General features: G+C 61.0%; 23 protein-coding genes and 1 tRNA gene. 6 read left to right on the forward strand and 18 right to left on the reverse strand.

The window, feature by feature from the left end:
• Window positions 1-107: 107 nt before the first annotated feature.
• Window positions 108-2,027, reverse strand: a complete 1,920-nt coding sequence (dibA, locus tag PMI31_RS15785; RefSeq protein ID WP_008019115.1) for a phosphodiesterase DibA — start codon at window positions 2,025-2,027, stop codon at window positions 108-110.
• 147 nt (window positions 2,028-2,174) lie between these two features.
• Here dibA and desA point away from each other — a divergent pair, with 147 nt between their 5' ends.
• The gene (gene desA, locus PMI31_RS15790; protein WP_008019116.1) at window positions 2,175-3,359 is read left to right on the forward strand and encodes a delta-9 fatty acid desaturase DesA; all 1,185 of its coding nucleotides are present in this window, start codon (window positions 2,175-2,177) and stop codon (window positions 3,357-3,359) included.
• 250 nt (window positions 3,360-3,609) lie between these two features.
• Window positions 3,610-4,599: a sensor domain-containing diguanylate cyclase gene (locus tag PMI31_RS15795; protein WP_008019117.1), complete on the forward strand. Its 990-nt coding sequence runs from the start codon at window positions 3,610-3,612 to the stop codon at window positions 4,597-4,599.
• Between the two features lie 113 nt (window positions 4,600-4,712).
• On the opposite strand, the gene PMI31_RS15800 is transcribed toward PMI31_RS15795, so the two are convergent.
• From PMI31_RS15800 to gabD, 3 genes are all read right to left on the reverse strand, one after another.
• Window positions 4,713-5,927 carry a response regulator gene (locus PMI31_RS15800; RefSeq protein WP_008019118.1) on the reverse strand — a complete coding sequence of 405 codons (1,215 nt, stop codon included), beginning with the start codon at window positions 5,925-5,927 and terminating at the stop codon, window positions 4,713-4,715.
• A gap of 136 nt (window positions 5,928-6,063) precedes the next feature.
• Window positions 6,064-7,341, reverse strand: a complete 1,278-nt coding sequence (gabT, locus tag PMI31_RS15805; RefSeq protein ID WP_008019119.1) for a 4-aminobutyrate--2-oxoglutarate transaminase — start codon at window positions 7,339-7,341, stop codon at window positions 6,064-6,066.
• Window positions 7,342-7,525: 184 nt separating this feature from the next.
• Entirely contained in the window at window positions 7,526-8,968 is a 1,443-nt protein-coding gene (gene gabD / locus PMI31_RS15810) for an NADP-dependent succinate-semialdehyde dehydrogenase (RefSeq protein WP_008019120.1), read from the reverse strand.
• A 348-nt stretch (window positions 8,969-9,316) separates the two neighbouring features.
• On the opposite strand from gabD, the gene PMI31_RS15820 reads away from it, so the two are divergent.
• Window positions 9,317-9,393 (forward strand) — tRNA-Arg (locus PMI31_RS15820).
• 85 nt (window positions 9,394-9,478) lie between these two features.
• Here the strand turns inward: PMI31_RS15820 and PMI31_RS15825 are convergent.
• Both PMI31_RS15825 and PMI31_RS15830 read right to left on the reverse strand, forming a co-directional pair.
• Window positions 9,479-9,739 (reverse strand): hypothetical protein, encoded by a 261-nt coding sequence (locus PMI31_RS15825; RefSeq protein ID WP_238539292.1) that lies wholly within the window; start codon window positions 9,737-9,739, stop codon window positions 9,479-9,481.
• A 61-nt stretch (window positions 9,740-9,800) separates the two neighbouring features.
• Window positions 9,801-10,361, reverse strand: a complete 561-nt coding sequence (locus tag PMI31_RS15830) for a YbhB/YbcL family Raf kinase inhibitor-like protein (protein ID WP_008019122.1) — start codon at window positions 10,359-10,361, stop codon at window positions 9,801-9,803.
• A 139-nt stretch (window positions 10,362-10,500) separates the two neighbouring features.
• Here PMI31_RS15830 and PMI31_RS15835 point away from each other — a divergent pair, with 139 nt between their 5' ends.
• The gene (locus tag PMI31_RS15835) at window positions 10,501-12,033 is read left to right on the forward strand and encodes an FAD-dependent oxidoreductase (RefSeq protein ID WP_008019123.1); all 1,533 of its coding nucleotides are present in this window, start codon (window positions 10,501-10,503) and stop codon (window positions 12,031-12,033) included.
• Window positions 12,034-12,102: 69 nt separating this feature from the next.
• On the opposite strand, the gene PMI31_RS15840 is transcribed toward PMI31_RS15835, so the two are convergent.
• The 9 genes from PMI31_RS15840 to PMI31_RS15880 form a co-directional block, all read right to left on the reverse strand.
• The gene (locus tag PMI31_RS15840; protein ID WP_008019124.1) at window positions 12,103-13,608 is read right to left on the reverse strand and encodes a YdgA family protein; all 1,506 of its coding nucleotides are present in this window, start codon (window positions 13,606-13,608) and stop codon (window positions 12,103-12,105) included.
• A 284-nt stretch (window positions 13,609-13,892) separates the two neighbouring features.
• Window positions 13,893-14,528 (reverse strand): hypothetical protein, encoded by a 636-nt coding sequence (locus PMI31_RS15845; protein WP_008019126.1) that lies wholly within the window; start codon window positions 14,526-14,528, stop codon window positions 13,893-13,895.
• 93 nt (window positions 14,529-14,621) lie between these two features.
• Window positions 14,622-16,070: an efflux transporter outer membrane subunit gene (locus PMI31_RS15850; protein ID WP_008019128.1), complete on the reverse strand. Its 1,449-nt coding sequence runs from the start codon at window positions 16,068-16,070 to the stop codon at window positions 14,622-14,624.
• Window positions 16,067-16,954, reverse strand: a complete 888-nt coding sequence (locus tag PMI31_RS15855; protein WP_008019129.1) for an efflux RND transporter periplasmic adaptor subunit — start codon at window positions 16,952-16,954, stop codon at window positions 16,067-16,069. Before PMI31_RS15855 ends, PMI31_RS15850 begins: the two co-directional genes overlap by 4 nt.
• Window positions 16,951-17,160: a DUF1656 domain-containing protein gene (locus PMI31_RS15860; protein WP_007987399.1), complete on the reverse strand. Its 210-nt coding sequence runs from the start codon at window positions 17,158-17,160 to the stop codon at window positions 16,951-16,953. Before PMI31_RS15860 ends, PMI31_RS15855 begins: the two co-directional genes overlap by 4 nt.
• Window positions 17,157-19,229, reverse strand: coding sequence for an FUSC family protein (locus PMI31_RS15865; protein WP_043302403.1), 2,073 nt, complete (start codon window positions 19,227-19,229; stop codon window positions 17,157-17,159). The genes PMI31_RS15860 and PMI31_RS15865 overlap by 4 nt, the downstream gene beginning before the upstream one ends.
• On the reverse strand, window positions 19,226-19,654 hold the full coding sequence (locus PMI31_RS15870; RefSeq protein WP_043302404.1) for a MarR family winged helix-turn-helix transcriptional regulator: 429 nt from the start codon (window positions 19,652-19,654) through the stop codon (window positions 19,226-19,228). Before PMI31_RS15870 ends, PMI31_RS15865 begins: the two co-directional genes overlap by 4 nt.
• A 127-nt stretch (window positions 19,655-19,781) precedes the next feature.
• Window positions 19,782-20,027: a DUF2789 domain-containing protein gene (locus PMI31_RS15875; protein ID WP_008019132.1), complete on the reverse strand. Its 246-nt coding sequence runs from the start codon at window positions 20,025-20,027 to the stop codon at window positions 19,782-19,784.
• 153 nt (window positions 20,028-20,180) lie between these two features.
• The gene (locus PMI31_RS15880) at window positions 20,181-20,642 is read right to left on the reverse strand and encodes an aminoacyl-tRNA deacylase (RefSeq protein WP_008019133.1); all 462 of its coding nucleotides are present in this window, start codon (window positions 20,640-20,642) and stop codon (window positions 20,181-20,183) included.
• A gap of 198 nt (window positions 20,643-20,840) precedes the next feature.
• On the opposite strand from PMI31_RS15880, the gene PMI31_RS15885 reads away from it, so the two are divergent.
• Together PMI31_RS15885 and PMI31_RS15890 are read left to right on the forward strand one after the other, a co-directional pair.
• Complete coding sequence (locus PMI31_RS15885; RefSeq protein ID WP_008019134.1) at window positions 20,841-21,374, forward strand: NfeD family protein; 534 nt, start codon at window positions 20,841-20,843, stop codon at window positions 21,372-21,374.
• A 2-nt stretch (window positions 21,375-21,376) separates the two neighbouring features.
• Window positions 21,377-22,135, forward strand: a complete 759-nt coding sequence (locus tag PMI31_RS15890; protein ID WP_008019136.1) for a slipin family protein — start codon at window positions 21,377-21,379, stop codon at window positions 22,133-22,135.
• A 12-nt stretch (window positions 22,136-22,147) separates the two neighbouring features.
• Here PMI31_RS15890 and cysC read toward each other — a convergent pair whose 3' ends face one another.
• The 3 genes from cysC to PMI31_RS15905 all read right to left on the reverse strand — a co-directional run.
• Window positions 22,148-22,753 carry an adenylyl-sulfate kinase gene (cysC, locus tag PMI31_RS15895; protein ID WP_008019137.1) on the reverse strand — a complete coding sequence of 202 codons (606 nt, stop codon included), beginning with the start codon at window positions 22,751-22,753 and terminating at the stop codon, window positions 22,148-22,150.
• A complete protein-coding gene (locus PMI31_RS15900; RefSeq protein ID WP_008019138.1) occupies window positions 22,737-24,251 on the reverse strand; it encodes a TolC family protein in 1,515 nt (504 codons plus the stop codon). The genes cysC and PMI31_RS15900 overlap by 17 nt, the downstream gene beginning before the upstream one ends.
• A gap of 44 nt (window positions 24,252-24,295) precedes the next feature.
• On the reverse strand, window positions 24,296-25,615 hold a 1,320-nt coding region (locus PMI31_RS15905), incomplete at its 5' end, for an Ig-like domain-containing protein (RefSeq protein WP_162130432.1).

A 25,615-nucleotide genomic window follows, 5' to 3' on the forward strand; every position in this document is an offset into this window, starting at 1 on the left:
GCCACACACAAAACCTGCAGGAGCCGGCTTGCCGGCGATGGGGCCATCAAACCTTGCATCGCATTTAAGGTCGCCTTCGCTGGCAAGCCAGCTCCTACAGGGATAGTTCAGCGAATCAAGGGAGCCCGAACCCAATCCAGTTGCACCGCCGGCACTGGCCGCCCAAACCAGTAGCCCTGACCCAGATCGCAATCGTGTTCGAGCAGAAATGCCGCCTGCTCAGCCTGCTCGATCCCCTCGGCATGTACCTGCATGCCCATGCTTTGCGCCAGCGCAATGATCACCCGCGAGATCGCCGCATCATCCTCATCCCACGGCAATCCGGCGACGAAGCCCTGGTCGATTTTCAACTTTTGCACCGGCAGACGCTTGAGCCGCAGCAGCGATGAATAACCCGTACCGAAGTCGTCAATGGCCAGGCGCACACCCAACTCGCGCAGGCGATGCATTTGCTCCAGCGCGACTTCCGGATCCTCCATCACCGCGCTTTCGGTCACTTCCAGCTCCAGAAACGCCGGTTCCAGCCCGGTTTCGCGCAAGACCTGCGCCACCTGCTGATACAGCTCGCGACGGGCGAACAGGCGCGAAGATACGTTGACCGCAACGAACGACAACACCACGCCATCCTGCTGCCACTGGCACATCTGCCGGCACGCCTGCTGCATGACCCAGGCATCGATTTCGGCAATCAGCCCGGTTCGTTCGGCGATCGGGATGAATTCCGCCGGCGACACCAATCCCCTCTGCGGGTGCTGCCAACGTACCAGTGCCTCGACGCCGATCAGGCGACTGGTTCTGAGGTCGTGAACCGGCTGGTAATAAACCCGCAGTTCTTGCTGGTCCAGGGCGCGGCGCAATTCGAAGGCGATCTCGACCCGTTGCTGGGCGTGGGCCGTCAGCTCTTCGGTGTACAAAGCATAATCATTGCGCCCCGCACTCTTGGCCTTGAATAGCGCAGAGTCGGCATTACGCAGCAGTTGCTCGACGCTCAGGGCATCGCTGGGGAACAGGCTGATGCCGATGCTGGCGTTGATGAACAGCGGGTGCCCATCAATGAGGAATGGCTCCTTGAGACCATCGATAATCCGCTGGGCCAACGCGGCAGCCTGAACCAGTTGCGGACAGCTTTCGGCGAGTACGGCGAACTCATCCCCACCCAACCGCGCCAGGGTGATGCCCGGGCCGGACATGGCGCCCAGGCGCTCGGCCACCGCCTTGAGCAACTGATCGCCGACGGTGTGTCCGAGGCTGTCATTGATCATCTTGAAGTGATCGAGATCGATCATCAGCAGCGCGCAGCCACGCTTGTGGACCTGCGCCGAGGCCAGGGCCTGTTCGGCGCGGTCGGTGAACAGCAGGCGGTTCGGCAGGTCGGTCAACGGATCGTGATGCGCCAGGTGCATCAACTCGTGTTCGGAGTTCTTGATTGCACTGATATCGGAAAACACCGCCAAATACTGGCTCGGCTGGCCGTAGTCGTCGTGGATCAGGCGGATCGTTTGCCACTGCGGGTAAATCTCGCCGCTTTTGCGCCGGTTCCAGATTTCCCCACTCCACTCCCCGACACTGGCGAGCGCGGCAAACATCGCCTGATAAAACTCAGGGGAATGTCGCCCGGACTTGAACAGATTCGGTCGTTGCCCCAGCACGTCCTCACAGCCGTATCCGGTGATTTCCATAAAGGCCCGGTTCACATGGACGATCACGCCTTCCCGATTGGTGACCAGCACGCCTTCGCGGGTGCAGTCGAACACCGCGGCCGCCTGGCGCAGGCGCTCGCGGTTGGTATTGCGCTCGTGCAAGGTGGCGCCGATCCCCAGGCACCGCAGCAGCCGCGCCCGGGCAATGAAGATCAAGCCGGCGCTGAACAGCACCCAAACGTAACCGTTGATCAGTTGCCATCGCAGTCGCTCGGCAGAGCTATCGAATAAACTGTTCAATAAATAGCCACTGATCTGCAGCCAAACCACAGAAAGCAACAGATAGAGCAGCGCTGCACGCAAGGCATCGCGATAGGTGGCAGACATCCGGCGATCCATGTCCCGACAAAAAGGTTGGAATTATAGTTTAAAGACACACCCAGCCACTCTTATCTGAAAGGGCGACTGGTTTTCTGTGTGGGCTTAGTGATAATGCAACGGCTGTTTTTTCTTTCATCGAGGGCCCTATAGCCTATGTGGTACGAAGGTTTTCTTGGCTTGTCGCCCTGGGCACTGGTAGCAGTCACCCTGCTGATGACCCACATCACGATCATCGCCGTCACGGTCTATCTGCATCGTTACTCGGCCCATCGCTCCCTGGAGCTGAATGGTGGCCTGAAGCATTTCTTCCGTTTCTGGCTGTGGCTGACCACGGCGCAGAACACCCGCGAGTGGACCGCCATCCACCGCAAGCATCACGCCAAATGCGAAACCGTCGATGACCCGCACAGTCCGGTCATCAAGGGTTTGTCCACGGTACTGCGCAAAGGCGCCGAGCTGTACCGCGCCGAAGCGGAAAACCCCGAAACGTTGCGCATCTACGGCAAGAACTGCCCCGAAGACTGGATCGAGCGCAACCTCTACAGCCGCTTCCCGCTGCTGGGCGTGGCGATCATGGGCGTTATCGACCTGCTGCTGTTCGGCACCATCGGCATCACCATCTGGGCCATCCAGATGATGTGGATCCCGGTGTGGGCCGCAGGAGTGGTCAATGGCCTGGGCCATGCCATCGGCTACCGCAACTTCGAATGCCGCGATGCGGCGACCAACCTGGTGCCGTGGGGCATCCTGATTGGCGGCGAAGAACTGCATAACAACCATCACACCTACCCTAATTCGGCAAAACTGTCGGTGAAGAAGTGGGAATTCGACCTGGGCTGGGCGTGGATTCAAGTCTTCAGCTTCCTGCGCCTGGCCAAGGTTCAGCGGGTTGCGCCGATTGCTCACCGCGTCGAAGGCAAGGGCAATCTGGACATGGACACCGCCATGGCGATCCTCAACAACCGCTTCCAGATCATGGCCCAGTACCGAAAACTGGTGATCGGCCCTCTGGTCAAGCAAGAGCTGGAAAAGGTCGATCACTCGGTACGTCACCAGTTCCACCGGGCCAAACGCCTGCTTTCGCGCGAGACCAGCCTGCTGGACGACAAACACCATGTACGCATCCAGAACATGCTCGAGCACAGCCAGGCGCTGAAGGTAATTTACGAGAAACGCCTGGCCCTGCAGCAGATCTGGGTCAAGACCAGCTCAAATGGCCACGACATGCTGGCGGCCATCAAGGATTGGGTACACGAAGCCGAAGCCAGCGGGATTCAATCCCTGCGCGACTTCGCCGATCAGTTGAAGACCTACTCCCTGCGCCCTGCCGCCGTCTGACCGGTAGCTTCACTGCAGGAGCCGGCTTGCCGGCGATAGCGCCCTGAAAAACGCCATCGCCGGCAAGCCGGGTTCCTACCAGTCCCCGCTCTCCTGAACTGACAGTACCGCCCGGCGGGAGCAAGCTCCCTCGCCACACAAGGCGGGAACTTCATCTGAAAAGCCCTATCTCAAAGACACTTCGCCATTCCCGGCGGGCTTGGTGTTGGCCGCTATCGAACACGCGGCATGCCCTTTGAGATTTGTGTCGATGGCCCCAGAAAACCTGAAAGACTCATCTGCGTCCCATTGGCCCGAGGCCGCGCAGCCCCTGATAGCGCTGATGCATGCCCAAGGCGAAGTCGCTCGCCTGAGCGAACGCGAACAGTTGTTCAGTTCCTTGCTGGGGAGCATCAACGCGGTGCTGTGGGCACTCGATTGGGAAACCCGCAAGGTACTTTACGTCAGCCCCGCCTATGAACGGATCTTTGGCCGTTCGGCCGATCTACTGCTGGCCGACAGCAATCAATGGCGCGACAGCATTCACCCTGACGACCTGGACAATGCCGAACGCAGTCTGGCCGAAGTGCTGGACAAAGGCGCCGTCGAAGACCGCGAGTACCGAATCATCGCTGCCGACGGCCAGGTACGCTGGCTAAGCGACAAATGCTACATCAACCGCCAGGCCGAGCCGGGGCAACCGGTGATCATCGTCGGCATCGCCGAAGACATCACCGACAAGAAGCAGATGGAAACCGAACTGCATCGCCTGGCCACCATCGATGCGCTGACCCAGAGCAGCAATCGCCGTCATTTCTTCGAATGCGCTCACCGCGCGTTCACACATGCCCGGCAACAGGGCGAGCCGCTGTCGTTTCTGATGCTGGATATTGATAACTTCAAGACGATCAACGACACCTACGGTCACCAGGAAGGCGACAACGTGTTGCAACGCATTGCCGAAAGCGGCCGCGCAGCGTTGCGTCGTCGCGACCTGTTCGGGCGCATTGGCGGTGAGGAGTTCGCTGCGGTGTTTCCCGGCTGCACGCCGCAAATGGCCCTGCAAGTGGCTGAACGCCTGCAACGGCAGATTCAGCAATTGAGTTTCAATCATGAGGGCCAGACGTTCGGCATCACCGTCAGCCAGGGCCTGACCAGCCTGACCGCCGCGGACGAAAACGTGGAAAACCTGTTTTCCCGGGCGGATGCCGCGATGTATCAGGCCAAGCGCGAGGGCAAGAACCGGATTGTTACAGCCTGACAGACACAACAAAGGCCCTTGTAGGAGCTGGCTTGCCAGCGATCCAGACCACCCGGTGTATCAGATACACCGCCTTCGCTGGCAAGCCAGCTCCTACAGGTTGTGCGTCAAGACTACTTCTTGCGCAGGCGCATCAGCTCCGGCAAGCCGATCTTGAGCAACCTCGCCGTCCGGCTCTTGGCCAGCGCCTCGATGCCCTCATGCTCGGACAGGCGCGCCATCTGCGCCGCCATGTTCATCACCAGCGCTTCGCGGGAATAAACCCCGCCACCGAGCTGGTAGGCCGCCGCAATCAGCTCCCGCAACTCCAGTGGCAGGCGCCAGCGCGTGCGTAGCGCAGAACCATAGGCCGCGCCATATTCAGCCAGCGTTTCACCCACCTCCTCCCACTCGTCCAGTTCGCCACCGGCCTGCTTCCATTCCTGCAAACAACGCAGCAACGCCAGATCGCCGAGACAATGCAACATGCCAGCGCAATAGCAGCGCTCCTGATCCAGATCGAGCAAGCGCGCCAGCGTCCGGGCGTATTCGGCGGTGTGCAGGGACAGATCCCAGTAACGCTCGGCATAGTCCGCCAATTGCCGATCGCTGAGCCGGGCACTGCGCTTGAGCGCCAGCCCGAGAATCAGGTTCATGCTCTGCCCTGTGCCCAGGCGATGCAGCGCCTGGGACAGGGTTTGCACAGCGACGCCGTGGTGCTGGGCCGCGCTGTTGGCTGCGGCGATCAGCACGGCCGTGACCTGCGGATCGGTGCGAATTTCATCTTCCAGCACCGTCAGATCGAGGCCATTGGGGTTGAGGCTGCGCTTGACCGCCACTTGCACGTCGGTCATCAGCGGCGCGCCGTCGGCCATTTCGCGTCGACGCTCCAGATACACCGACAACGTCATGCCCGGCGCCAGCGATGGCACTTCGCACAAGACTTCTTCGCCAGCGTGCAGCAGTAACCCCTGCAACCGATGGGTCAGGTTTTCCATGTTCAAGGGCTTGGTCAGGTACGCGGCCGGCGCCAGAGGCAAGGCCTCGCGCACGCTGGCACTGTCGCTGCGACTGCTCATCAGAATGAACGGCATCGGCGGATTGCGTTTGCGCTGACGGACGCTACGCAGGACATTCAGGCCATCGACGCCCGGCAACTCCCAGTCGGCGATCACCAGGTCATAGGGGTTGGCGGCCAACAGCTCCAGCGCTTGCTGACCATCGGCGCACAAATCCAGCCGCGCATCGCAGCGTACGTTCAACAACACTTCCTTGAGCAAATCCCGGGACCAGGGATCGGCCTCGGCGATCAGAACTCTCGGAACCGCGGGTAAAATGACAGTTGTCATACAGCTCTCCCTGGCAATGCAGGAACCTTAGCCAAAGCTGGCCATTCGATACAGTGCTAATGCGCAGGATGTGTATCAAGGGACATGAAAAAACCCGCCGAAGCGGGTTTTTTGTGGATCAGGTCACACTGGGTGATCAGAGCTCGGAGAAGCACTCTTCGATGATCGCCAGGCCTTTGTCCAGTTGCTCGTCCGGCGAGGTCAGCGGTACCAGGACACGCAGAACGTTGCCGTAGGTGCCGCAGGACAGCAGGATCAGCCCCTTGTCGCGAGCCTTGGCCACAACGGCTGCCACGGCGGTCGGGTTCGGCTTGTGGCTGTCGCCGCCTTCGAACAGCTCGACAGCGATCATCGCGCCCAGCGCACGGACTTCACCGATCACCGGGTACTTGGCCTGGATAGCCTTCAGGCCAGTCACCAGACGCTCGCCAACAGCCTTGCAGCGATCCAGCAGGTGCTCTTCTTCGAACACTTCCATCACGGCCAGGGCCGCGGCGCAAGCGATCGGGCTACCGGCGTAGGTGCCGCCCAGGCCGCCTGGAGCGATGGCGTCCATGTATTCGGCCTTGCCGCACACACCGGCCAGCGGGAAGCCGCCAGCGATGGATTTGGCGAAAGTGGTCAGGTCGGCAGCAACGCCCATCTGTTCCATGGCGAAGAAAGTACCGGTACGGCCAGCGCCAGTCTGTACTTCGTCAGCGATCAGCAAGATGCCGTGCTGGTCGCACAGGGCACGCAGACGCTTCATGAATTCTTTCGGCGCGACGTAGAAACCACCTTCGCCCTGTACCGGCTCGATGATGATCGCGGCGATGTCTTTCGGCTCGGCGTCGTTCTTGAAGATGCGTTCGATGCTGGCGATCGAATCGTCGATGCTCACACCGTGCAGTTCGTTCGGGTACAGCGCGCGGAAGATGCCGCCTGGCATCAGGCCCATGCCGGCCGAGTAAGGCACGACTTTACCGGTCAGGCCCAGGGTCATCATGGTGCGACCGTGGTAAGCGCCGGTGAAGGCGATCACGCCGGCACGGCCAGTAGCGGCACGGGCGATCTTGATGGAGTTTTCAACGGCTTCGGAACCGGTGGTCACCAGCAGGGTTTTCTTGGCGAAATCACCTGGCACCTTGGCGTTGATTTTTTCGCACACTTCCACGTACGGCTCGTAGGCCAGTACCTGGAAGCAGGTGTGGGTCAGCTTGTTCAGCTGCTCAGTCACGGCGGCGATGACTTTCGGGTGCACGTGGCCGGTGTTCAGCACGGCGATACCGCCGGCGAAGTCGATGAACTCACGACCTTCAACGTCGGTCACGGTAGCGTTCTTCGCGGAATCGGCGAAGATCGGGTGAATCTGGCCAACACCACGTGGAACTGCAGCGGTACGGCGGGCCATCAAATCAGCGTTAGTCTTGCTCATACTTTCCTCATTCACCGCTCATCGGGCGGCGTGGTTCAAGGATTAAGCGGCGGGGAACAACAGCGGCAGCATGCGATGATCGACTGCCACAGCGTTCCCGGCCACCGAGAAAATTTCGTTTGAAGCACGCAAAGGGACAGCGCTCTCGTGCCCTTTGCGTTTGAAGCGATGCCTTTTTCCGGGCTTAGATGCCCAGGCAGAGGTATTTGATTTCCAGGTAATCTTCGATGCCGTACTTGGAGCCTTCACGGCCCAGGCCCGAGGCCTTGATGCCGCCGAACGGCGCGACTTCGTTGGAGATCAACCCAGTGTTGACGCCGACCATGCCGTACTCCAGGGCTTCAGCCACACGGAACACACGACCCAGGTCGCGGGCATAGAAGTACGAGGCCAGGCCGAACTCGGTGTCGTTGGACATCGCGATCACGTCGGCTTCGTCTTTGAAGCGGAACAGTGGAGCCAGTGGGCCGAAGGTTTCTTCCTTGGCCACGGCAGCGTTGTTCGGCACGTTGGTCAGGATGGTCGGCTCGAAGAAGTTGCCTTCCATCGGCTTGCCACCGGCCAGTACGGTCGCGCCTTTGCTCAAGGCATCGGCGATGTGTTCTTGCACCTTGGCCACGGCTTTTTCGTCGATCAGCGGGCCAGTGGTAGTGCCTGCTTCCAGACCGTTACCGATCTTCAGTTTGGCGACAGCCACTTTCAGCTTCTCGGCGAACGCGTCGTAAACACCGTCCTGAATGTACAGGCGGTTGGCGCAGACGCAGGTCTGGCCGTTGTTGCGGTATTTGGAAATGATCGCGCCTTCGACGGCCTTATCCAGGTCCGCGTCGTCGAACACGATGAACGGTGCGTTGCCGCCCAGTTCCAAGGACACTTTCTTGATGTCCTTGGCGCATTCGGCCATCAGTTGACGACCGATTTCAGTCGAACCGGTGAAGGACAGCTTGCGCACGATCGGGTTGCTGGTCAGCTCGGTACCAATATCGCCGGCGCTGCCGGAAACAACGCTGAACACACCGGCCGGGATGCCGGCACGCTGGGCCAGCTCGGCCAGGGCGAAAGCGGAGTACGGGGTTTGCGAAGCAGGCTTGAGCACCATGGTGCAACCGGCGGCCAGAGCTGGGCCGGCTTTACGGGTGATCATTGCAGCCGGGAAGTTCCACGGGGTGATGGCAGCGGTCACGCCGATTGGCTGCTTGATCACGATCAGGCGCTTGTCTGGCTGGTGGCCCGGAATCACGTCACCGTAGATGCGCTTGGCTTCTTCGGCGAACCATTCGATGAAGGACGCGGCGTAAACGATTTCGCCCTTGGCTTCGGCCAATGGCTTGCCTTGTTCCATGGTCATCAGACGAGCCAGGTCGTCCTGGTTCTCGATCATCAGTTCGAACCAGCGACGCAGTTTGCCCGCACGTTCTTTGGCGGTCAGTGCACGCCAGGCCGGCAGCGCCTTGTCAGCAGCTTCAATCGCACGGCGGGTTTCGGCAGCGCCCATTTTCGGCACGGTGCCCAGAATTTCGCCCGTTGCCGGGTTGTTGACCTTGATCGTCTGACCATTGTCCGCATCAACCCACGCGCCATCGATGAAGGCTTGCTGGCGGAACAACTGGGTGTCTTTAAGCTGCATGTCGGCTTTCCTTAACAGCACCGCAATGAATGCGGAGCAAATTATGATTGTAGAAAGGCGCCTCGATAGGCTGCCGTCAGGGAAATCATTCACCGGGCTGAAGCACATAAATAGCGCACTGATTGAACTCGTGCGGTTCAGCACCCAGACAAGAGCGTTTGAAATCTCAAACGAATCCTAGGATCAAAGGGGGTAAAGGACAATAGCCTGTTCGAAAAAAAGAACGAAAACGACGCTTTTGCCTGTATTTTCTGATCAACGTAGCAGGCGCGCGTTACGCTTGTAATAAACGTAGGCGATTCAGCAGCATGGACGCCTTCAATGCATATGAGTATTATGGCGCCCGCTGCACCAGTAGCTCAGCTGGATAGAGTACTGCCCTCCGAAGGCAGGGGTCGTGGGTTCGAATCCCGCCTGGTGCACCATAGATAGAAACGAGAAAGCCTCAGGCCTTATGGGTCTGGGGCTTTTTTGTGACCCACAAAAAAACCGCCGAAGCGGTTTTTTTTTTCATTCTGTTGTCCAGTCGAACTCGTCGTACTCATCATCGTCCTCGTCGTCCTCGAAAAACTCCTCTTCAAGGTCGTCTTCAACAACGTCTTCTTCCGGCTGATTCAGCAGAAAATCCTTGCGACTCTCGGTAATCGCTCGCCGCAGTTCTTCACCCTTTTGCGGGCAGTTGAGCATTTGGGCGATGCGGTCGATCTTTTTTGCCACGGCATCCTCCAACGCATCGGCTATAGCCTGATAGTGCGCGCTTTCGGGGGGGATGCCAAACCCCCGGAATGCCGCGCACTTCAGTTTTCTGCAAATCCGCTGAGGCGATCAGCCTTTAGCGGTGATAGCGCCGCACCACGCTGCTGTTTTTCAGGACGTGGCCTTTGATTTTTTCCAGCAGCTGCGCACGGGTCAGGCCGGCGGGCAAGGCGTCCGGGGCCAGGTCCAGGGCGTAGATCTGGATGATGTAGTGGTGCGCGCTGTCGCCAACGGGTGGGCAAGGGCCGATGTAGCCGGTGGTGTTTTTGCTGTTGGTACCGCCGACGCCCTCGAGGCCGGGCTTACTCCCGGCACCGGCCGGGATCTGGTGAGTGCCGGCCTTGATGCCGTAGTGCACCCACTGATCGATGCCCTGCCCCCTCTGGCCGTCAGGGTCGTGCATGACGATGGCATAGCTTTGGGTGGCTGCCGGGCCGGCGTTCCAGTTCAATGCCGGGGAAATGTTGTGTCCGCCGCAGCCGGCGGAATCACTGGCGGCGGCCGACGTGAACAGACGGTCATCGGAGACACCGGGAATGTTCAGGGTGAAGCGCTCCTGAGCCTGCGCCGGGAACTGCACGCAAAGGGCGACTGCCAAGGCCGCGAGCCAAGAGTTGATTGGGGTCAATCGGGTCATACCGGAGCACCTTGTGCGTATTGGGCCGTCGTCGGCGTGCAAACTATAGCCGGACCGTTCGCGCCTTGGCAGGGGGAATTGGCTGAACCTCGCGATAAGTACCAGACTCATAAGTGATACGTCTGTCTGGAGAGCGATCATGACTCTGCATCGCGTTGCGCGTGTCGCCAATGTGCCCGAAGACCGGGGCCTGGAAGTGCAGGTCCAGGGCAGCAAGATTCTGTTGGTGCGAGCCGGTGAACAACTGCGTGCTTATCAGGCCGAATGCCCTCATGCCGGAGCCCCGCTGGCGGACGGGGCGATATGCCAAGGGCGCCTGACCTGTCCGTGGCACAAGGCGCAGTTTCGGATCGAGGATGGCGGTCTCAGTGAACCGCCAGCCCTGAACAGCCTCAAGCGCTATCCCCTCGAAGTCCGTGACGGCGACATCTGGGTCGGCGACCAGCCTTTTGCGGACGCCCACACGCCACCGGCCGACGATTCGCGGACTTTCATCATTGTCGGCGCAGGCGCGGCAGGCACCGCGGCAGCGGCGGCGTTGCGCGAGAAAGGTTTCGGCGGCCGGTTACTGTTGATCGACCGCGAAGCCGACGCCGGATACGACCGCACCGCACTGAGCAAATACGTGATCGCCGGGGAGATGCCGCTGAGTGAAGTCCCGCCGCTGCGCGACGAGGACTTTTACCGCGAGCAGCGGATCGAGCGCCTGCGAGGCGAAGTGGCAAGCCTGGATGCGCCAAACAGGACGCTGCGGCTGACTGACGGCCAATCACTGACATACGACGCCGCGTTGCTGGCCACCGGCGGCGTACCCAATTCGCTGACGCTGCCTGGCGCCGACCTGCCGCAAGTGTTCGTTTTACGCTCCAAAGTCCATGCGCAGCAGATTCTGGACAGCGCCAGCGCCGGCCAGCGGGTCGTGATCATTGGCGACAGTTTCATTGCCATGGAGTCCGCCTCCTCCCTGCGCCAGCTTGGCTTGAATGTGACCGTGCTGGCCCGCCACGAAGTGCCGTTTGCCAGGCAGTTCGGTGACACGGTCGGCAAGGCCATTCGCGCGCGGCATGAAGCCAATGGCGTCGTGTTTCATACCCAAGGCAATGCGGCACGGATCGAAGGGACGAACAAGGTCGAAGCCGTGCACCTGGACAACGGCGAGCGCTTGCCGGCCGATCTGGTACTGCTCGGCGTTGGCGTCACGCCAGCCACTGCTGCCTTCACCGGGCTGCCGAAAGCGCAGGATCACTCGCTGATTGTCGACGGCGGAATGCGCGTGACCGACGGCCTCTGGGCGGCTGGCGATATCGCCACGTTCCCGCTGAACAACCAACGCCTGCGCATCGAACACTGGCGACTGGCCCAACAGCAGGCTCGGATCGCCGCTGCCAACATGCTGGGCGGTGACGAGCATTACCTCGACGTGCCGTACTTCTGGACCTGGCATTTCGGCAAAACCTACGACTACCTCGGGCACGCCGAGGCCTGGGACGAAGTCGAGTTCAAGGGCGACCCTTACGATCCGCCCTTCATAGGCCTGTTCGGCACAAATGGCGTGGTGTCGGTAGCGGTAGCCTGCGAGATGGACCGGACCATGGCGATGCTTGCCGAGCGGATGAAACAACCGTTGCCATGGGAAGAGGCATGGCGGTTGATCCGTGACGTTCCGTCGTGATGCCGGACAGCAAAACGCCCGGCGCCTGCGCGATGCAGAGGCCGGGCGTTGCCGGGTAAACGGCCGCCGTTATTCGGTGGCGCCGGTATCCGCGAACTTGCTCATCACAAAACCGGCAAACTCTTCGACGGTCATTTTCTGGCCGTTGAAGTCCACCTGGTTGTTGGCGTAATGCAAATTGGTGACGATGTTATTGCCGTCCAGTTTTGCCAGTTGGCTGCCGACCGCCATGCTGCTGAACATGTCTGCAGTGGCAGTGGCCTGGTCGGCAATCAGCTTGGCGTCGGTCTGACCGTCGATTTGCGATTGCACGGTCAGTACATCGACCAGCATGGGTTTGGACACTTGCAGCTTGAAGTCCAGCAGCGCGATCAACTGCCTGACCAACTGATCGGTCGGCAGGTCGATGGCTTGTGGCTTGGTCAGGTCGAGCACCATGTTGGCGCGGCTCTCACCATTGGCGGTGTTGAACGACAGGTTTTCCAGGGCCACCCGCGGACCGGCCGCCAGCAGTTTTTCCAGGCTGGATTTGAGCAGTGCCTCTTCGGCTTCGGTCAGCTTCAGCTCCGGCGCCGGCAGACCGGCCGCCGTTGCTTCGGCCGCCGCCCGTTCATACGGCTGCAGTCTGCTCTGGTAAACCTGCATCAACGACAGGGTGGCCGGGATGTCGAGGTTCTTCAGGCTCATGGCCAGCGCACCGGAACCGACGGTCTTGCCGTTCAGGGACACTTCGCCGACCTTGTAATCGGCGCGCCCGGAGGCGCTGCTGCCCGACTCTTCAGTCAGGTTTTTCATCTCGAATTTCTTGAAGTCCAGCACCGACTGCTTGATGCCAAAGGTCGATTTGCCGCTGGCCAGTTCAAGAACGTTCTCACCGGTGTAGAAACCGTAGGTGCTTTTTGTCAGGTTGCTGGCCAGGGTCAGGCCGTTCAATTCAACCTGCACCGGTGCCTGGTCTTCGGAAACGGTGGTTAGCTTCAAGCTGTCCATGTAGCCGTTGGCCTTGACCTTCTGCGCCTTGGCACTGGCGTCGACGTCGATGCTCAGGCCGGAGAACTTCATGCTCGACTTGTCATCCAGCGCCATCTCCAGTGGCTGCAACTCAAGGGTGCCCTTGGTGGCGTTGTCATAACCGATGTTGACCACACCGGTCAGCGGGGATTTGTCCTTGGCGGCAGCGAACCACTTCTCGGTGAACGGGGTCTTTTCCAGTTCGTAGTGACTAGTCGCCAGGACCGGCAGCCACTTCAGCGACATGAGCCGCGAGAACGGCAACGGGCCGTGTTCGATGTGATCGACAAACAGCAGCTCGACCGGCGCTTCGCCGAACATTTCACCTTCGCCCTTGAGGCGATAGTGCGCGGTGCTGCTGAATACATGACGCTCCAGCGACACCAGTTCCAGCGACGCGGTACCGTTGGAACCGACCATGGCCGCTTGCAGTTCCTTGTTGGCATCGGCAATCGAGGTGTTCAACACACCTTCGAGTCTGGTGCCGGTGAACCAGGCTCCGCCTGCGCTGATGGCACCGATTGCGACAACGATTCCCAGTAGCACGCCTGCTGATTTATTCATGTATGACCCGTTCAATGTCCGTTGTTGAAAGTGAGGTCGTCTTCCCTGAACCCATGAAGGGTTGCGGCTCGACTGTGCTGAAAGTGGAATGGAGATTAGCATCAGGCGCGACGAACGGCCCAATGATTAAAGGTGAAGGAGTGTCTTGGGCGGGTTAGAAAATCGGTGCACATTAGACCGCCATCGTCGGAACGCCGCCCGGAGCAAGCCCGCTCCCACAGGGATCACGCCATACCTGTGGGAGCGGGCTTGCCCGCGATGGCGGCATAACAGCCACCACAAAATCAGGAGTATTGGACCTCGATCTCATCCAGTTGATGATCAAAGCTTTTGAGCCGCGCAGTCCAGGTGTACACCAGCACTTCGAAGTCGCGGTTGATCACCGCCCCGCCTGTCACTTCCGCGCGCGGGTCGCAGACGTCCAGCTGATAGCGTTCGCGGGCCATGGCCGTGGCGACATCGGCCAGTTCCCGGGCATTGTTGAGCCAGTGCCGTCCGTCGTCAGCCACTTGTCGGTCCAGCGCCACGCATTGTTTTTTCAGGGTATCGAGGCTTTTTTCCAGCGGTGTGCCGGTCAATTCGCCCATGACTTCCTGAAACGTGCGCCCCGGTTGCCAGTAACTGCCCCAGAAATAACGGTCGAACACCGTTTCGACACGGCGCAACGCCACCTTGGTGTCCCAGATCAGGACCAGGGTCTTGCCTTGTTCGAGTTGTCTTTTCTTGATGCGTTGATTCTGGACCGAGGCCCAGGCCACCACCGCAATGGACATCACGGCAATCAGTGCGACGGCACTGTCGAGGAACGCCAGAGCCTTGTCGATCTGGTGGGCCAGCATGATGCCGTAGAAATAGGTGGCCGACAGCAGCACCAACGCCACGAGGGCGCACCAGAAGCCGAGAGCATAAGGGTTTTTCATTCTTGGTTTCCCCCTGACCTGCGCGAGCCTTGTGCGAAGAAAGGGCACTTTGAACGGAGCGCCCTTCCAACACTTCAAAGCATAGCAACGGCCTCAGGGTTTGCCGGGGTTCGACGCTTGCGTTCGTCCGCTTTCCCAACCGCCGCCCAACGCGAGGAACAAATCGATCTGGCTGGCGGCAACCTGAGTGTTCGCGGCCGCCAGTTGCGCCGTGACATCGATGTAGGTGCGCGTGGCTTGGAGGTCGGCCAGGAACGAGGCGCGCCCGGCCTGGAAGAAGCGGTGGGTCTGGTCGGCCGCCAGTTTTGCCGATTGCTCGGTGTCCGCCAAGGCATCGCGCCGCTGCAGTAACGCGGTGTACTGGGCGAGGCCGGTCTGGGTCTCGCGAATGGCGTTGAGTACCACCCCGTCGAAATGCGCCAGCGTTGCCTGGGTGACCGCTTCGGCCTCGCGGATACGCGCCCGGGCGCCGTTGGTCGGCACCTTCCAGGTCAGCGACGGACCGAAGCCCCAGCGGTTGGTAGACGGGTCGCCCAGATCGTCCAGGATACCGACGGTACCGATGGTCGCACCGATGCTGATGTTCGGGTACAGCTCGCCCGTGGCGACGCCAATACCGGCCGTCGCGGCCGCCAGTCGACGTTCGGCCTGTCGTACATCCGGGCGACGCTTGAGCAACGCGGCGCCATCGCCCACCGGAATCAGTTGCGCGATTTTTGGCAGCTCGTCGCAGGTAGCGGTGCCGGCCGGCAGTTGGTCAACCGGCTTGGCCAGCAACATCGACAAGCGGTACAGCCCGGCCTGACGCGACGCTTCATAGCGCGGCATGTCGGCGCGCAGGGATTTGAATTGGGTTTGCGAGCGGGTGACCTGGGTTTCGTCGCCACGCCCGGCATCACGCAGGCGCTGGATCAGCGTGGTGCTCTGGGCTTGCAGGTCGAGGGAGTGCTGGGCAATTTCCCGCTCTTCATTGGCCGCGCACACTTGGGTGTAGGCCCGGACCACGTCGGCCACTACGGTGATGCGTGCAGTATCGGCGGCGGCCTGCGTCGCATCGGCATTGGCCTTGGCCGCTTCGATACCGCGTTGCAAGGTACCGAACAGGTCGAACTGGTACGACGCGCTGATGCCGATATCGCCGATGTTGGCCACCGGCACTTTTTCCGGTATCAAGAATGCTTGACCGGACTCCTGCAAGCGCTGGGCGCCCATCTGCACGCCGCCGCTCCAGCCGCCCGCCGCTTCGGCCTCATCGACCTGCGCGCGAGACCGCGACAGGCTGGCCGCCGCCACGCGCAAATCGGTGTTGGAGGCCATGGCCTGCTGCACCAACTGGTCGAGTCGCGGGTCCTGATACAAGCGCCACCAATCGGCCGGCACCGGTGCGGAAACCACCGGTTTGCCGTCGACCGCCAGATCGCCCTGGAAATCTGGACGATGGACAGCCGCCTCTTCGGGCAAATGATAATCCGGCCCGACCATCTGACACGCCGACAGCAGCAAACCTAATCCGGCGACCGCCAAACCCGAAGCCTTGCTCATTGCGCCGGCTCCCGTTTCTGATCGTCGATGATCGATACCGTGGCGGTGCGCCCGGCGATCATGCGGAAGTCTTCCGGCACGTCGTCGAAGGCGATGCGCACCGGAATCCGCTGGGCCAGCCGCACCCAGCTGAATGCCGGGTTGACGTTGGGCAGCAGGTTGTTGCCGCTGGTGCGGTCACGGTCTTCGATACCGGCGACGATGCTCTCCACATGCCCGCGCAGCCGCGCATTGTCGCCGATCACCCGGATGTCGACGCTCTGCCCGATATGAATGCCGTTCAGTTTGGTTTCTTCGAAATAGCCGTCGATATGGAACGAATTGCTGTCGACCACCGACAACACCGGCCGCCCGGCGCTGACGAACTCTTGGGTCCGTGGCGCACGGTCGTTGACGTAGCCATCCACCGGGCTGCGGATCACCGAGCGATCGAGGTTGAGTTGTGCGCTGTCCACCGCCACTTGGGCTTCCATCAACGCCACTTGGGCGCGGGCCACTTTCGATTGGCTTTCTTCCAGTTGTTCACCCGGTACCAGGTTACCAAGGCCTTTGTTTCGCTTGGCCTCACGCTGGGCCTGGGCCAGGGTTTCCTCGCGGTCGGCGACGGCCGCTTTCGCTTGGCGCAGGGCCAGTTTGAAGCGGTCCGGATCGATGCTGAACAGCACCTGGCCGCTCTTGACCAACTGGTTGTCGCGCACCTCCACTTGCTGGATCAGCCCGGAGACATCCGGGGCGATTTGCACGATGTCGGCACGGATATGCCCGTCGCGGGTCCAGGGCGCGAACATGTAATACATCACCATGCGCCAGACCACGACAACGGCGAAGCTCACGATCAGCAGGGTCAACACCACGCGACCCAGGGTTAGAAACGGTTTTTTCATGTCATCAGGTATCGACTGAGTGAGTCCACGGCGCCAAGCAGCAGGGCGTAGAGGGCCACGTTGAACAATGCCCGGTGCCAGACCAGACGGTAAAAGTGCAGGCGCGTCAGCACCCCGTGCACCAACAGGTACAACACATACGTAATGCCCATCAGCACCAGCAGCGTGGGCAGGAACACCCCGCTGAGATCCAGGTCACCGATCATAAAGGCGCTCCATCAATGCCATGGGGAAGCGGTTCTTCGGGCTCGACGGAACCAACGAATTCAACGCCGGGCAACAAGGCCAGGCGCAGGCCGCTCAGGGCGTGCAGCAAATGCCGACGGGTTTCATCATCGCCGGCACCGCTGAGGGCACGACGCGTGCGGTCGAGGGTCATCAGCAACGGGCTCGGTGCCGGCAAGCGTTCACCGGCCTTGAGACAGGCCTTGAAGTACTCGCCAACCTCGGCCACCACCTGGCGCAGCAGCACCTGCGGCACACCGAGGATCCGCGGCGTATAAGCGAGCAGGTCCAACAGATTCAGCGCCACTCGCACTTCCCGCAACGCCACGCCGGAGTCCTGGCCGGTCATGGCCAGGCGCGGCAGATGCTGCATCAGCCGATCGAGCATCCGTATACCCAGCAGTCGATGCTCAGACAACGTGGCCGGCTCGGCGAGGCCGACAATGTCACGCCAACTGAAACGGGTCAGGCGCTTGGCCGCCAGTTCGGCACCGAACGGCCGGGCGATCAGGGTCCAGATGAACGCGAACAGCAGCCCCATGGGCCCGGCCAGGTTGGAGTTGGCGAAACTGAGGAAGTCCGCGTCGTAGGCCCCCTGAATGCTGATGAAGGACGAGGTGTTGACCAGGGTCAGCAGCATGCCCAGGTAAAACTGCGGTTTGACCGTCAGGGTGCCGACGCAGATGAACGGCACGGCAAATGCCAGCACCAGCATCGGAAAGTCATGCAGGTTGGGCAGCACCAGAAACAGATAAAGGCTGGCGAACACTACCGACATCGCCGTCCAGAAAAAGAACCGGTAAATCTGCGGCGCCGGGTCGTCCATCGAGGCGAAGAAGCTGCACGCCACCGCCGCCAGGATCACTGCGCTGCCGCCATCGGTCCAGCCGAGCAGAATCCACAGCACCGAGGCCACGATAATCGCGGACACGGTGGACGCCGCGGAATAAAACATCAGGCCGCGATCCAGAAACGGGCTCAGCCGCCCCAGCCGCCAGTGCCGATACACCGCGCGCCAGTTGTCCTGGCTTTCGCACAGGATGGCGTATTGCAGGCTGCGACAGTCCTGCCACAAATCGATCCACTCGCCGAGGCGGTAAATCGCGTTGGAGAACAGCAGTTGCTTGCGGTCATCCAGCGCCTGGGGAGCTGGCTGCAGGGCCTCAAGCTGATCCTTCAGGGCTTGCCAGCGGTCGAGATCGGCATCCTTGTGCCCGAGCCATTCGGTGGTGGCCGTCAGCAACGGCGCGAACTTGTCCACAAGCTCTGGGGTGCGCCGCTCCAATGCGTAAAGCGCGTCGTCGAGGGCATCGATCACCGGCAGCAGGTGAATCATCCGCCCACGCAACTCCTTGGTGTTGCGCACTGTCTGTGGACGCGAGCCTTCGTGGGGCAACTGGCCGATCATCAACTCCAGGGAGTTGAACGTGGCGACCATCGATGCCCGCAACCCGCTGACTTCTTCAGGCTGCACGTTGCGGCTGAGGAAGCGCAGGCTGTAGGTCGATGCATCGGTAAACCATTTGCTGACCGAATCATTGAACACCGGCGCCAGACGCCGGGGCCAGAACATGGCACCGACCACCGCCGCCACGGCGATGCCGAGGAAGATTTCTTCGGTCCGAGCTTCGGCCACGTCCCACACCCCCAACGGGTTATTCACCACCGGCAGGGCGATCAACGGCAAGGTGTAACCGGCGAGCATCAAGGCGTAGTTGTTGGCCGTGCGCAAATGCAGCGACAGAAACAACAGCGTGCCGGTCCACAGCGCAATCACCACCACCAGTACGTAGGGGCTCTGCACGAACATCGGCACGAACAGAACCGCCGCCGCAGCACCGACAAACGTGCCGATGGCCCGGTACAGCGCCTTGGAAGTGGTCGGCCCGAGAAATGGATTGGAGACGATGTACACCGTGGCCATCGCCCAGTACGGACGGGGCATCTGCATGAGCAAGGCGATGTACAGCGCGATCATCGATGCGGCGAAGGTGCGGACGCCGTAGAACCAGTCCCGCGCCGGAGGCATGCCAGAGAAAAATCCGTTCAAGAGATGGCCACCGATGGCGGCGTGGCCGCTTCAAATGCTCTCAGTACCCGCAGCGTAGCTTCCAGGTCACTCTGGTCAATGCCTTCGAGTACGTCCTGGCGCAAGCGCACCAGCTCCACTTCGACCGCCTGCACCAGGTCCCGACCGGTTTCGGTCAGGCTCAGGCATTTGGCGCGGCGGTCCTGTGTATCTTCGGTCCGGCAGACGTAACCGGCATGGCACAGTTGATCGAGCAGGCGCACCAGCGACGGACTCTCCATCCCCGCGGCTTGCGCCACCGTCACCTGGCGCACGCCCTCGCCCAGACGCCCGATCATCAACAGCGGAACGGCGCAGGCTTCGGAGATTCCATAGTTGACCAGCGTGGTCTGGCAGATTTTGCGCCAATGCCTGGCGGCCACCACCATGGCACTGCTGATGTTCATCTGGAGGACGTCGAGGTTATTCGGCACGAGGGAAAACACACACTGTTAGTTTGCTAACTATCAATATCGCATTGGAGGGGATTTTCCGTCAAGTTTTGAAACAAATCTCGCGCCAGCACGCCGTTCGTTAGCTACCCCGCCCCTTCCTCAACATCACATCCAGTTGATCCACCACCTCGGCCCAATCCGCGTCGTCGAGAATTTCGTCCCGCAGAAGTTCCGCCTGGCTCTCACTCCAGAAAAATGCATCCGCAAGGTGCAGTTCCGGTTTGAGCGGTGAATGGGTGGCGATGAATTTATCGATGCTTTCGGCGTCGTCCGGAAGGCCGAGTTGCTTGAACAGCGAAGGAAGGCTGTGGGTCGGGTTTTCCATGTCGAACTCCTGGGGACCGATTAAGGGACCGCTGCGCGGTCATCGCGGGCAAGCCCGCTCCCACAGGGATCTGTGTCGATCACAAAACCTGTGGGAGCGGCGGTGCGGCGATCCGACTTGCCCGCGATGACGTCAGCATTGACGAAACAACACTCAATGACTCAACTCCCGCACCTCGGCATGCGGCACCATTTTCAGGAACTCGGGCACGTCCATGCGCACCAGATTGACGTGGTTGCCGGCCTCCAGATAGATGTCTTTCTGCCGGGTCAGCAGGGGATCGATGACCACATCCAACCCATAGGACTCACCCAGCGCCGGTACGGCACCGCGTTCGCAATCGTCGAACAGGTGCGCCAGGTTACTTTCGCGAGACACCTGCCATTCACCGCTGCTACGGACTTTGCTCAGGTCAAGGTGACGGCTGGCGGGCAGTACGGCCATCAGGTAATGCCCATGGTGATCGTCGAGGATCACCGATTTGGCCACCCGTTCGGCAGGAATACCTGCGACCCGTGCCGTTTCGAGGCTGCTGGCCGAGTGTGGGTGGCTGACGATGTCATATTGGCATTGAGCCTTTTCCAGGCTTCGCTGCACGGTTCTTGCCATACGCATGATGCACCTCGGTGTCCGCAACAACCGCTGACGGACGATGGTTAACATTTCTTTCGGTACTGAAAGTCTAGGCCCGATGGCGCGCTCCGGCGGGAAATCCGCCCATCGGGCGTGGCCGACAATTGAGCAAAATTCATACAACCGGCGGGTCAACTAAACTGTCTACAGAGCCACCCCAAGACTCTCCCGGAGGGTCACGTGAACACGCGTTATTGTGCCGTTGCGTTGCTGTTGGCGTTGTGCGGATCAGCCTGCGCCGCCGACACGGTTGTGTTGCTGGTGCCCAACCCCATCGGGATCTGGCTGATCACCTTCGGCCTCGCGTTCCTGATCGCCGAGGCGGCCCTGCCCAATTACGGCGTGATCGGCCTGGGTGGCATCGTGATGTTCGTGATCGGCGCAGTGATCCTGACCAATACCGATGTGCCGGAGCCGCTGATGATCGGCCTGGGACTGGTCAGCGCGTTGTTGCTGGTCTACCTGGTGATTCACGCCCTGAAGACCCGACCACGCCACACCGTCAGCGGTGATGCCGGGCTGCTCGGCAGCGTGACGGCCGTGACGTCGTTACAGGCCGGCAACGCCTATGGCGGCTGGGTGCATCTGCAAGGAGAACGATGGCAAGTGCTCAGCGCGACACCGCTGCAACCCGGGCAACAGGTGCGGGTGGTGGGGCGCAAGGGTTTGCTGCTGCAAGTGGCCGCGGCTGACGCGGCGCCGGGTGGAGAATAGTCATGGGTTTGCAATTGGGTCTTGTCGCGCTGCTATTGTTGATCATCGCACTGGCGGGGGGGACGTTCCGCATCCTGCGTGAGTACGAGCGCGGCGTGGTGTTCCAGCTCGGGCGCTTCTGGCAGGTCAAGGGCCCCGGCCTGATCCTGCTGATCCCGGTGGTCCAGCAAATGGTCAGGGTCGATTTGCGGACCGTAGTGCTGGACGTTCCACCGCAAGACGTGATCACCCGCGACAACGTGTCGGTCAAGGTCAACGCGGTGCTGTATTTCCGTGTGCTCGACCCGCAGAAGGCAATCATCCAGGTCGAGGACTTCCTCGCCGCCACCAGCCAACTGGCGCAAACCACACTGCGGGCGGTACTGGGTAAACACGAACTGGACGAATTGCTGGCCGAACGCGAACGGTTGAACCTGGACATCCAGCAAGTGCTCGACGCCCAGACCGACGCCTGGGGCATCAAGGTTGCCAACGTTGAGATCAAACACGTGGACCTCAACGAATCGATGGTCCGCGCCATCGCCAAGCAGGCCGAAGCCGAACGGGAACGGCGAGCCAAGGTGATCCACGCCGAAGGTGAATTGCAGGCCTCGGAAAAACTCATGCAGGCTGCCGAAATGCTTGGCCGCCAACCGGGGGCCATGCAGTTGCGCTACATGCAGACCCTGAGTTCGATTGCCGGCGACAAGAGCTCGACCATCGTCTTTCCGCTGCCGATCGAGTTGCTCAAGGGCATGGCGGACTTGTCGTCGAAACCCTGATCACCGACCGGTTCAGGGCTTGGGCAGCACTGCGGATTCACCGAGCCAGGTCAAAAGCCGATCAAGGCAGGCCTCGACGGTTTGTGCCCCGGTGTCGAGCACCAACGCCGCGTCAACCGGCGCCTGATACGGCGCAGATACTCCGGTAAACCCGGCCAACTCACCGCGCCGGGCGCGGGCATAGTGACCTTTCGGATCACGTTGCTCGCACACTGCCAGGGTCGCACTGCACCAGACTTCCCGGTAATCGTCACCGAGCCGCCGGGCGAACACATCGCGCAACTCCACCAGGGGCGCGATCATCGCCAGGATCACGATTTGTCCGTTTTCCACGAGCAACGACGCCAGTTCGCTGGCGCGGCGGATGTTCTCCTGACGATCGCTGTCGCTGAAGCCCAGGTCTCGATTGAGCCCCACCCGCAAGCCGTCACCATCGAGCACCACGCTCTGCAGTCCGCGGGCAAACAACTGCGCGTGCAGCGCTTGCGCGAGGGTCGACTTGCCCGCCGCCGGCAGGCCGGTCAGCAGTATCGCCGCGCCGCGATGACCGTTGCGCCGCTCGCGCTGGGCTCGGCTGATGCTGGCGCTCGGCGCCTTCACATCAGCGCACGGGGGCATGCGTCACCGGAACCGTAATATCGCCTGCCGCCCAGGCCGCTTCGCGGTTGGCCAAGGCCGTGGCGATGGACTGGACTTGCGTCGATTGCACCTGATCCGGCAGCGGGTCAAGGCCGGCACTGGCGAAAATTTGCCCATAGGCGTTGCGCAGATCGGCGTAGGACAGGTCTCGACGAAGATCGGCCTGCAAGGTGTTCAATTCACCCTGGATCAGATCCAGTTCACCGATACCTTCCGCCTGGTGACGATTGCGCAACTGACCGACGATTTGCCCGTCGATGTCCGACAATTGCTGATTGGTCTTGAACTGGCGCAAGGCCTCGCGGTAGTTGGCATTGGCCACATACAGCTGCGCCAGCACCGCAATCGACATTGCCTGACGGCGTGCGGTGGCGACTTCTTCACCCGCCTTGGCCACGTCGATCGCCGCAGGCGCCGAGATCACGTTGAACAGGTTCCAGGTGACTTTGACGCCGTAGTCAGCCCAGCCTTGCTCCACCAGGAACGAGTTGCTGTCGTAATGTCCGCCAGCGGAGAACTCCAGGCCCGGCAGCAGGCGCAACATGGCTTTGCGGGTCTCGGCGGCGCTGATGCGGCTCTGATAGTCCTGTTCACGCAGTTCCGGGCGACTGGTCAGGGCTTCCTGTTCGAGGCTGGCCAGATCGACCTTGAGCTCGGGAATTTCATAACCGTTATCGGTCGCCAGGGTCAGCTCCGTGCCCATTGGCAGGTTGATCAGGGTCGCCAGTTCGGTCTTCGCCAGCGACAACGCACGACGCTGCTCTTCCAGTTGGCGTGTCGCTTCGATCAGCGAGCGCTGATAGCCGAGGGCCTGTACCGGATCGCCAATGCGTTGCTGGCTCATGCTCTGGCTGTTGTCGCGGGCGGTTTCGACCCGCGCCATGAGGCTATCGATCTGCGTGAGCAGACGCTCGGCAGCCATCGCCCGCCAGTACGCCGAGCGCACGTCCTGGACGATGGTGTTGATCACCTTGCGCCGACGCTCCTGAACGATCAGGCGCTGGTCGCCTTGCTGCTTGGCGCTGATGTAACTGACACCGAAATCGAGCACGTTCCAGACCATGGTCAGATCCGCCACGTCACGGTCGCGGTCCTGGGAGGTCGAAGGTTCCAGGGACTGCGTGCCGGTACGCACACTCTGGCTGCTGGAGGCGTTGACGTTATTGCGGCCCACGTATCCGGCGTCCAGCGCCATGCGCGGCAGCATGTCGAAACTGGCGAGGTCGAGCTGACGCTTGGCCAGGGCCTCTTCCATGATTTTCAACCGGCCTTCGAGGTTGTACTTCACCGCACGGGCCATGGCTTGGTGCAGGGTCAACGGGCCGCCAAGAGGCTCCTGCCCCTTGTACATGCTTTGCAGGTCACTTTTGGCCCGCTGCTCACTGACACTGCGTTCGATCGGCTCACTGGTGACTGCGCATCCACTGACCGCCAGTGCCAGCAGGCTGGCTCCGAACAACTTATGACTTTTTTTCATCCTTGCATCGCCCCTGGGTGCCGCATCACAAGTGGAGGTTTTCATCAGGCCTGCATTTCGCGGATGCCGACCCGTTTCAAAGCGACGGCCAGGTTGTCGACCTGCTGCTTCTCGTTGTCTTTGAGCTGTTGCAATTGCTGGCCCAGGGTCGGTGCGCCAAACACCCCGCGCAGGCCCTGGGAAACATCGCCGGACTTGATCGACTGACTGCCAAAGGCGTTCAGCGAATCACGCTCGGTACTGCTGTCCTGATTGAACAGGCTCGACAGCGTGCTGGTGCTGAACACACCGCCGTCGCCGCCGCCGAAACCGAGGAAACCATGCCCCGAACCATCGCCACCGCCGTCATTGCCGCTGAAAACCTGCGCGATGAAACTCGGGGTCAATGCACCGTGATTCATGAAAATATCGCCCAACGGCCGGATGCCATTGCCGATCACCCGCTGTTCGAACAACGGCGGGAAGGTCAACGGTGAACCGAGGTTGCCCGTCGGAGGCGTGAAAATGACCGGTTGCAGCGGCACGTTGGGCGCATCGGGCAGCGTCACCGGGGGGTTGCTGCGCAATTCCGGGTCTGCTGACACGAAAACGACCGAAGCAGTTGGCACCGTGTTGATGACAAAATTGTCGGATTGGCTCACACCGCTGCCACTGTTGCCGGCCATGTCACTGATACCGGCACAGTCGATGCTGATCGCATTGCTGGCGATATTGACGTTGGCTGTCGGCGTCAAGGTCGCCGTCCAGGTCTTGCCACCATCGCTGCTGCCAAGGTCGGACAAGGTGCCGTTGGCAATACTGATGTCGGACAAATCAAAACCGCTGACCGCTTCGTTGAAGGTGATGGTCACCTGCGAAGTCTGACCCACCCCCAGGTTCGGATTGGCGACCACGATGGTGGCGGTCGGGCTTTGGGTGTCAATGGCGTAGGTATTGGAGTTGACCGTGCCGCTGCCGGCGTTGCCGGCCAGATCCTGCACACCTGCCGTGTTCAGTGCGATGGTGTTGCTGGTGTCGGTGATGTCGACCGTCGGGGTGAAGGTGGCGGTCCAAGTGATCCCGCCGTCGCTGGAACTGACATTGCTCAGGGTGCCGTTGGCGATGGTCAAGTCACTGTTGTCGAAACCGCTCACCGCTTCGCTGAAGGTAATGGTCACCAATGAGGTTTCGCCGGTACTCAGCGCTGTGTCGGCAACCACGATGGTCGCGGTCGGCAGCGCGGTGTCGATGGCAAGATTATTCGAATCGGTGGTGCCAGACCCCGTGTTGCCCGATGCATTGGCCACGCCGCTATTGTCGAGGGTGATCAGGTTGCTGGCGTCGGTAATGCCCGAGGTTGGCATAAAGGTCGCCGTCCAGGTGAT

Origin of the sequence: Pseudomonas sp. GM55 (genome assembly GCF_000282395.1) — a bacterium.
GTDB classification, from domain to species: domain Bacteria; phylum Pseudomonadota; class Gammaproteobacteria; order Pseudomonadales; family Pseudomonadaceae; genus Aquipseudomonas; species Aquipseudomonas fluorescens_CC.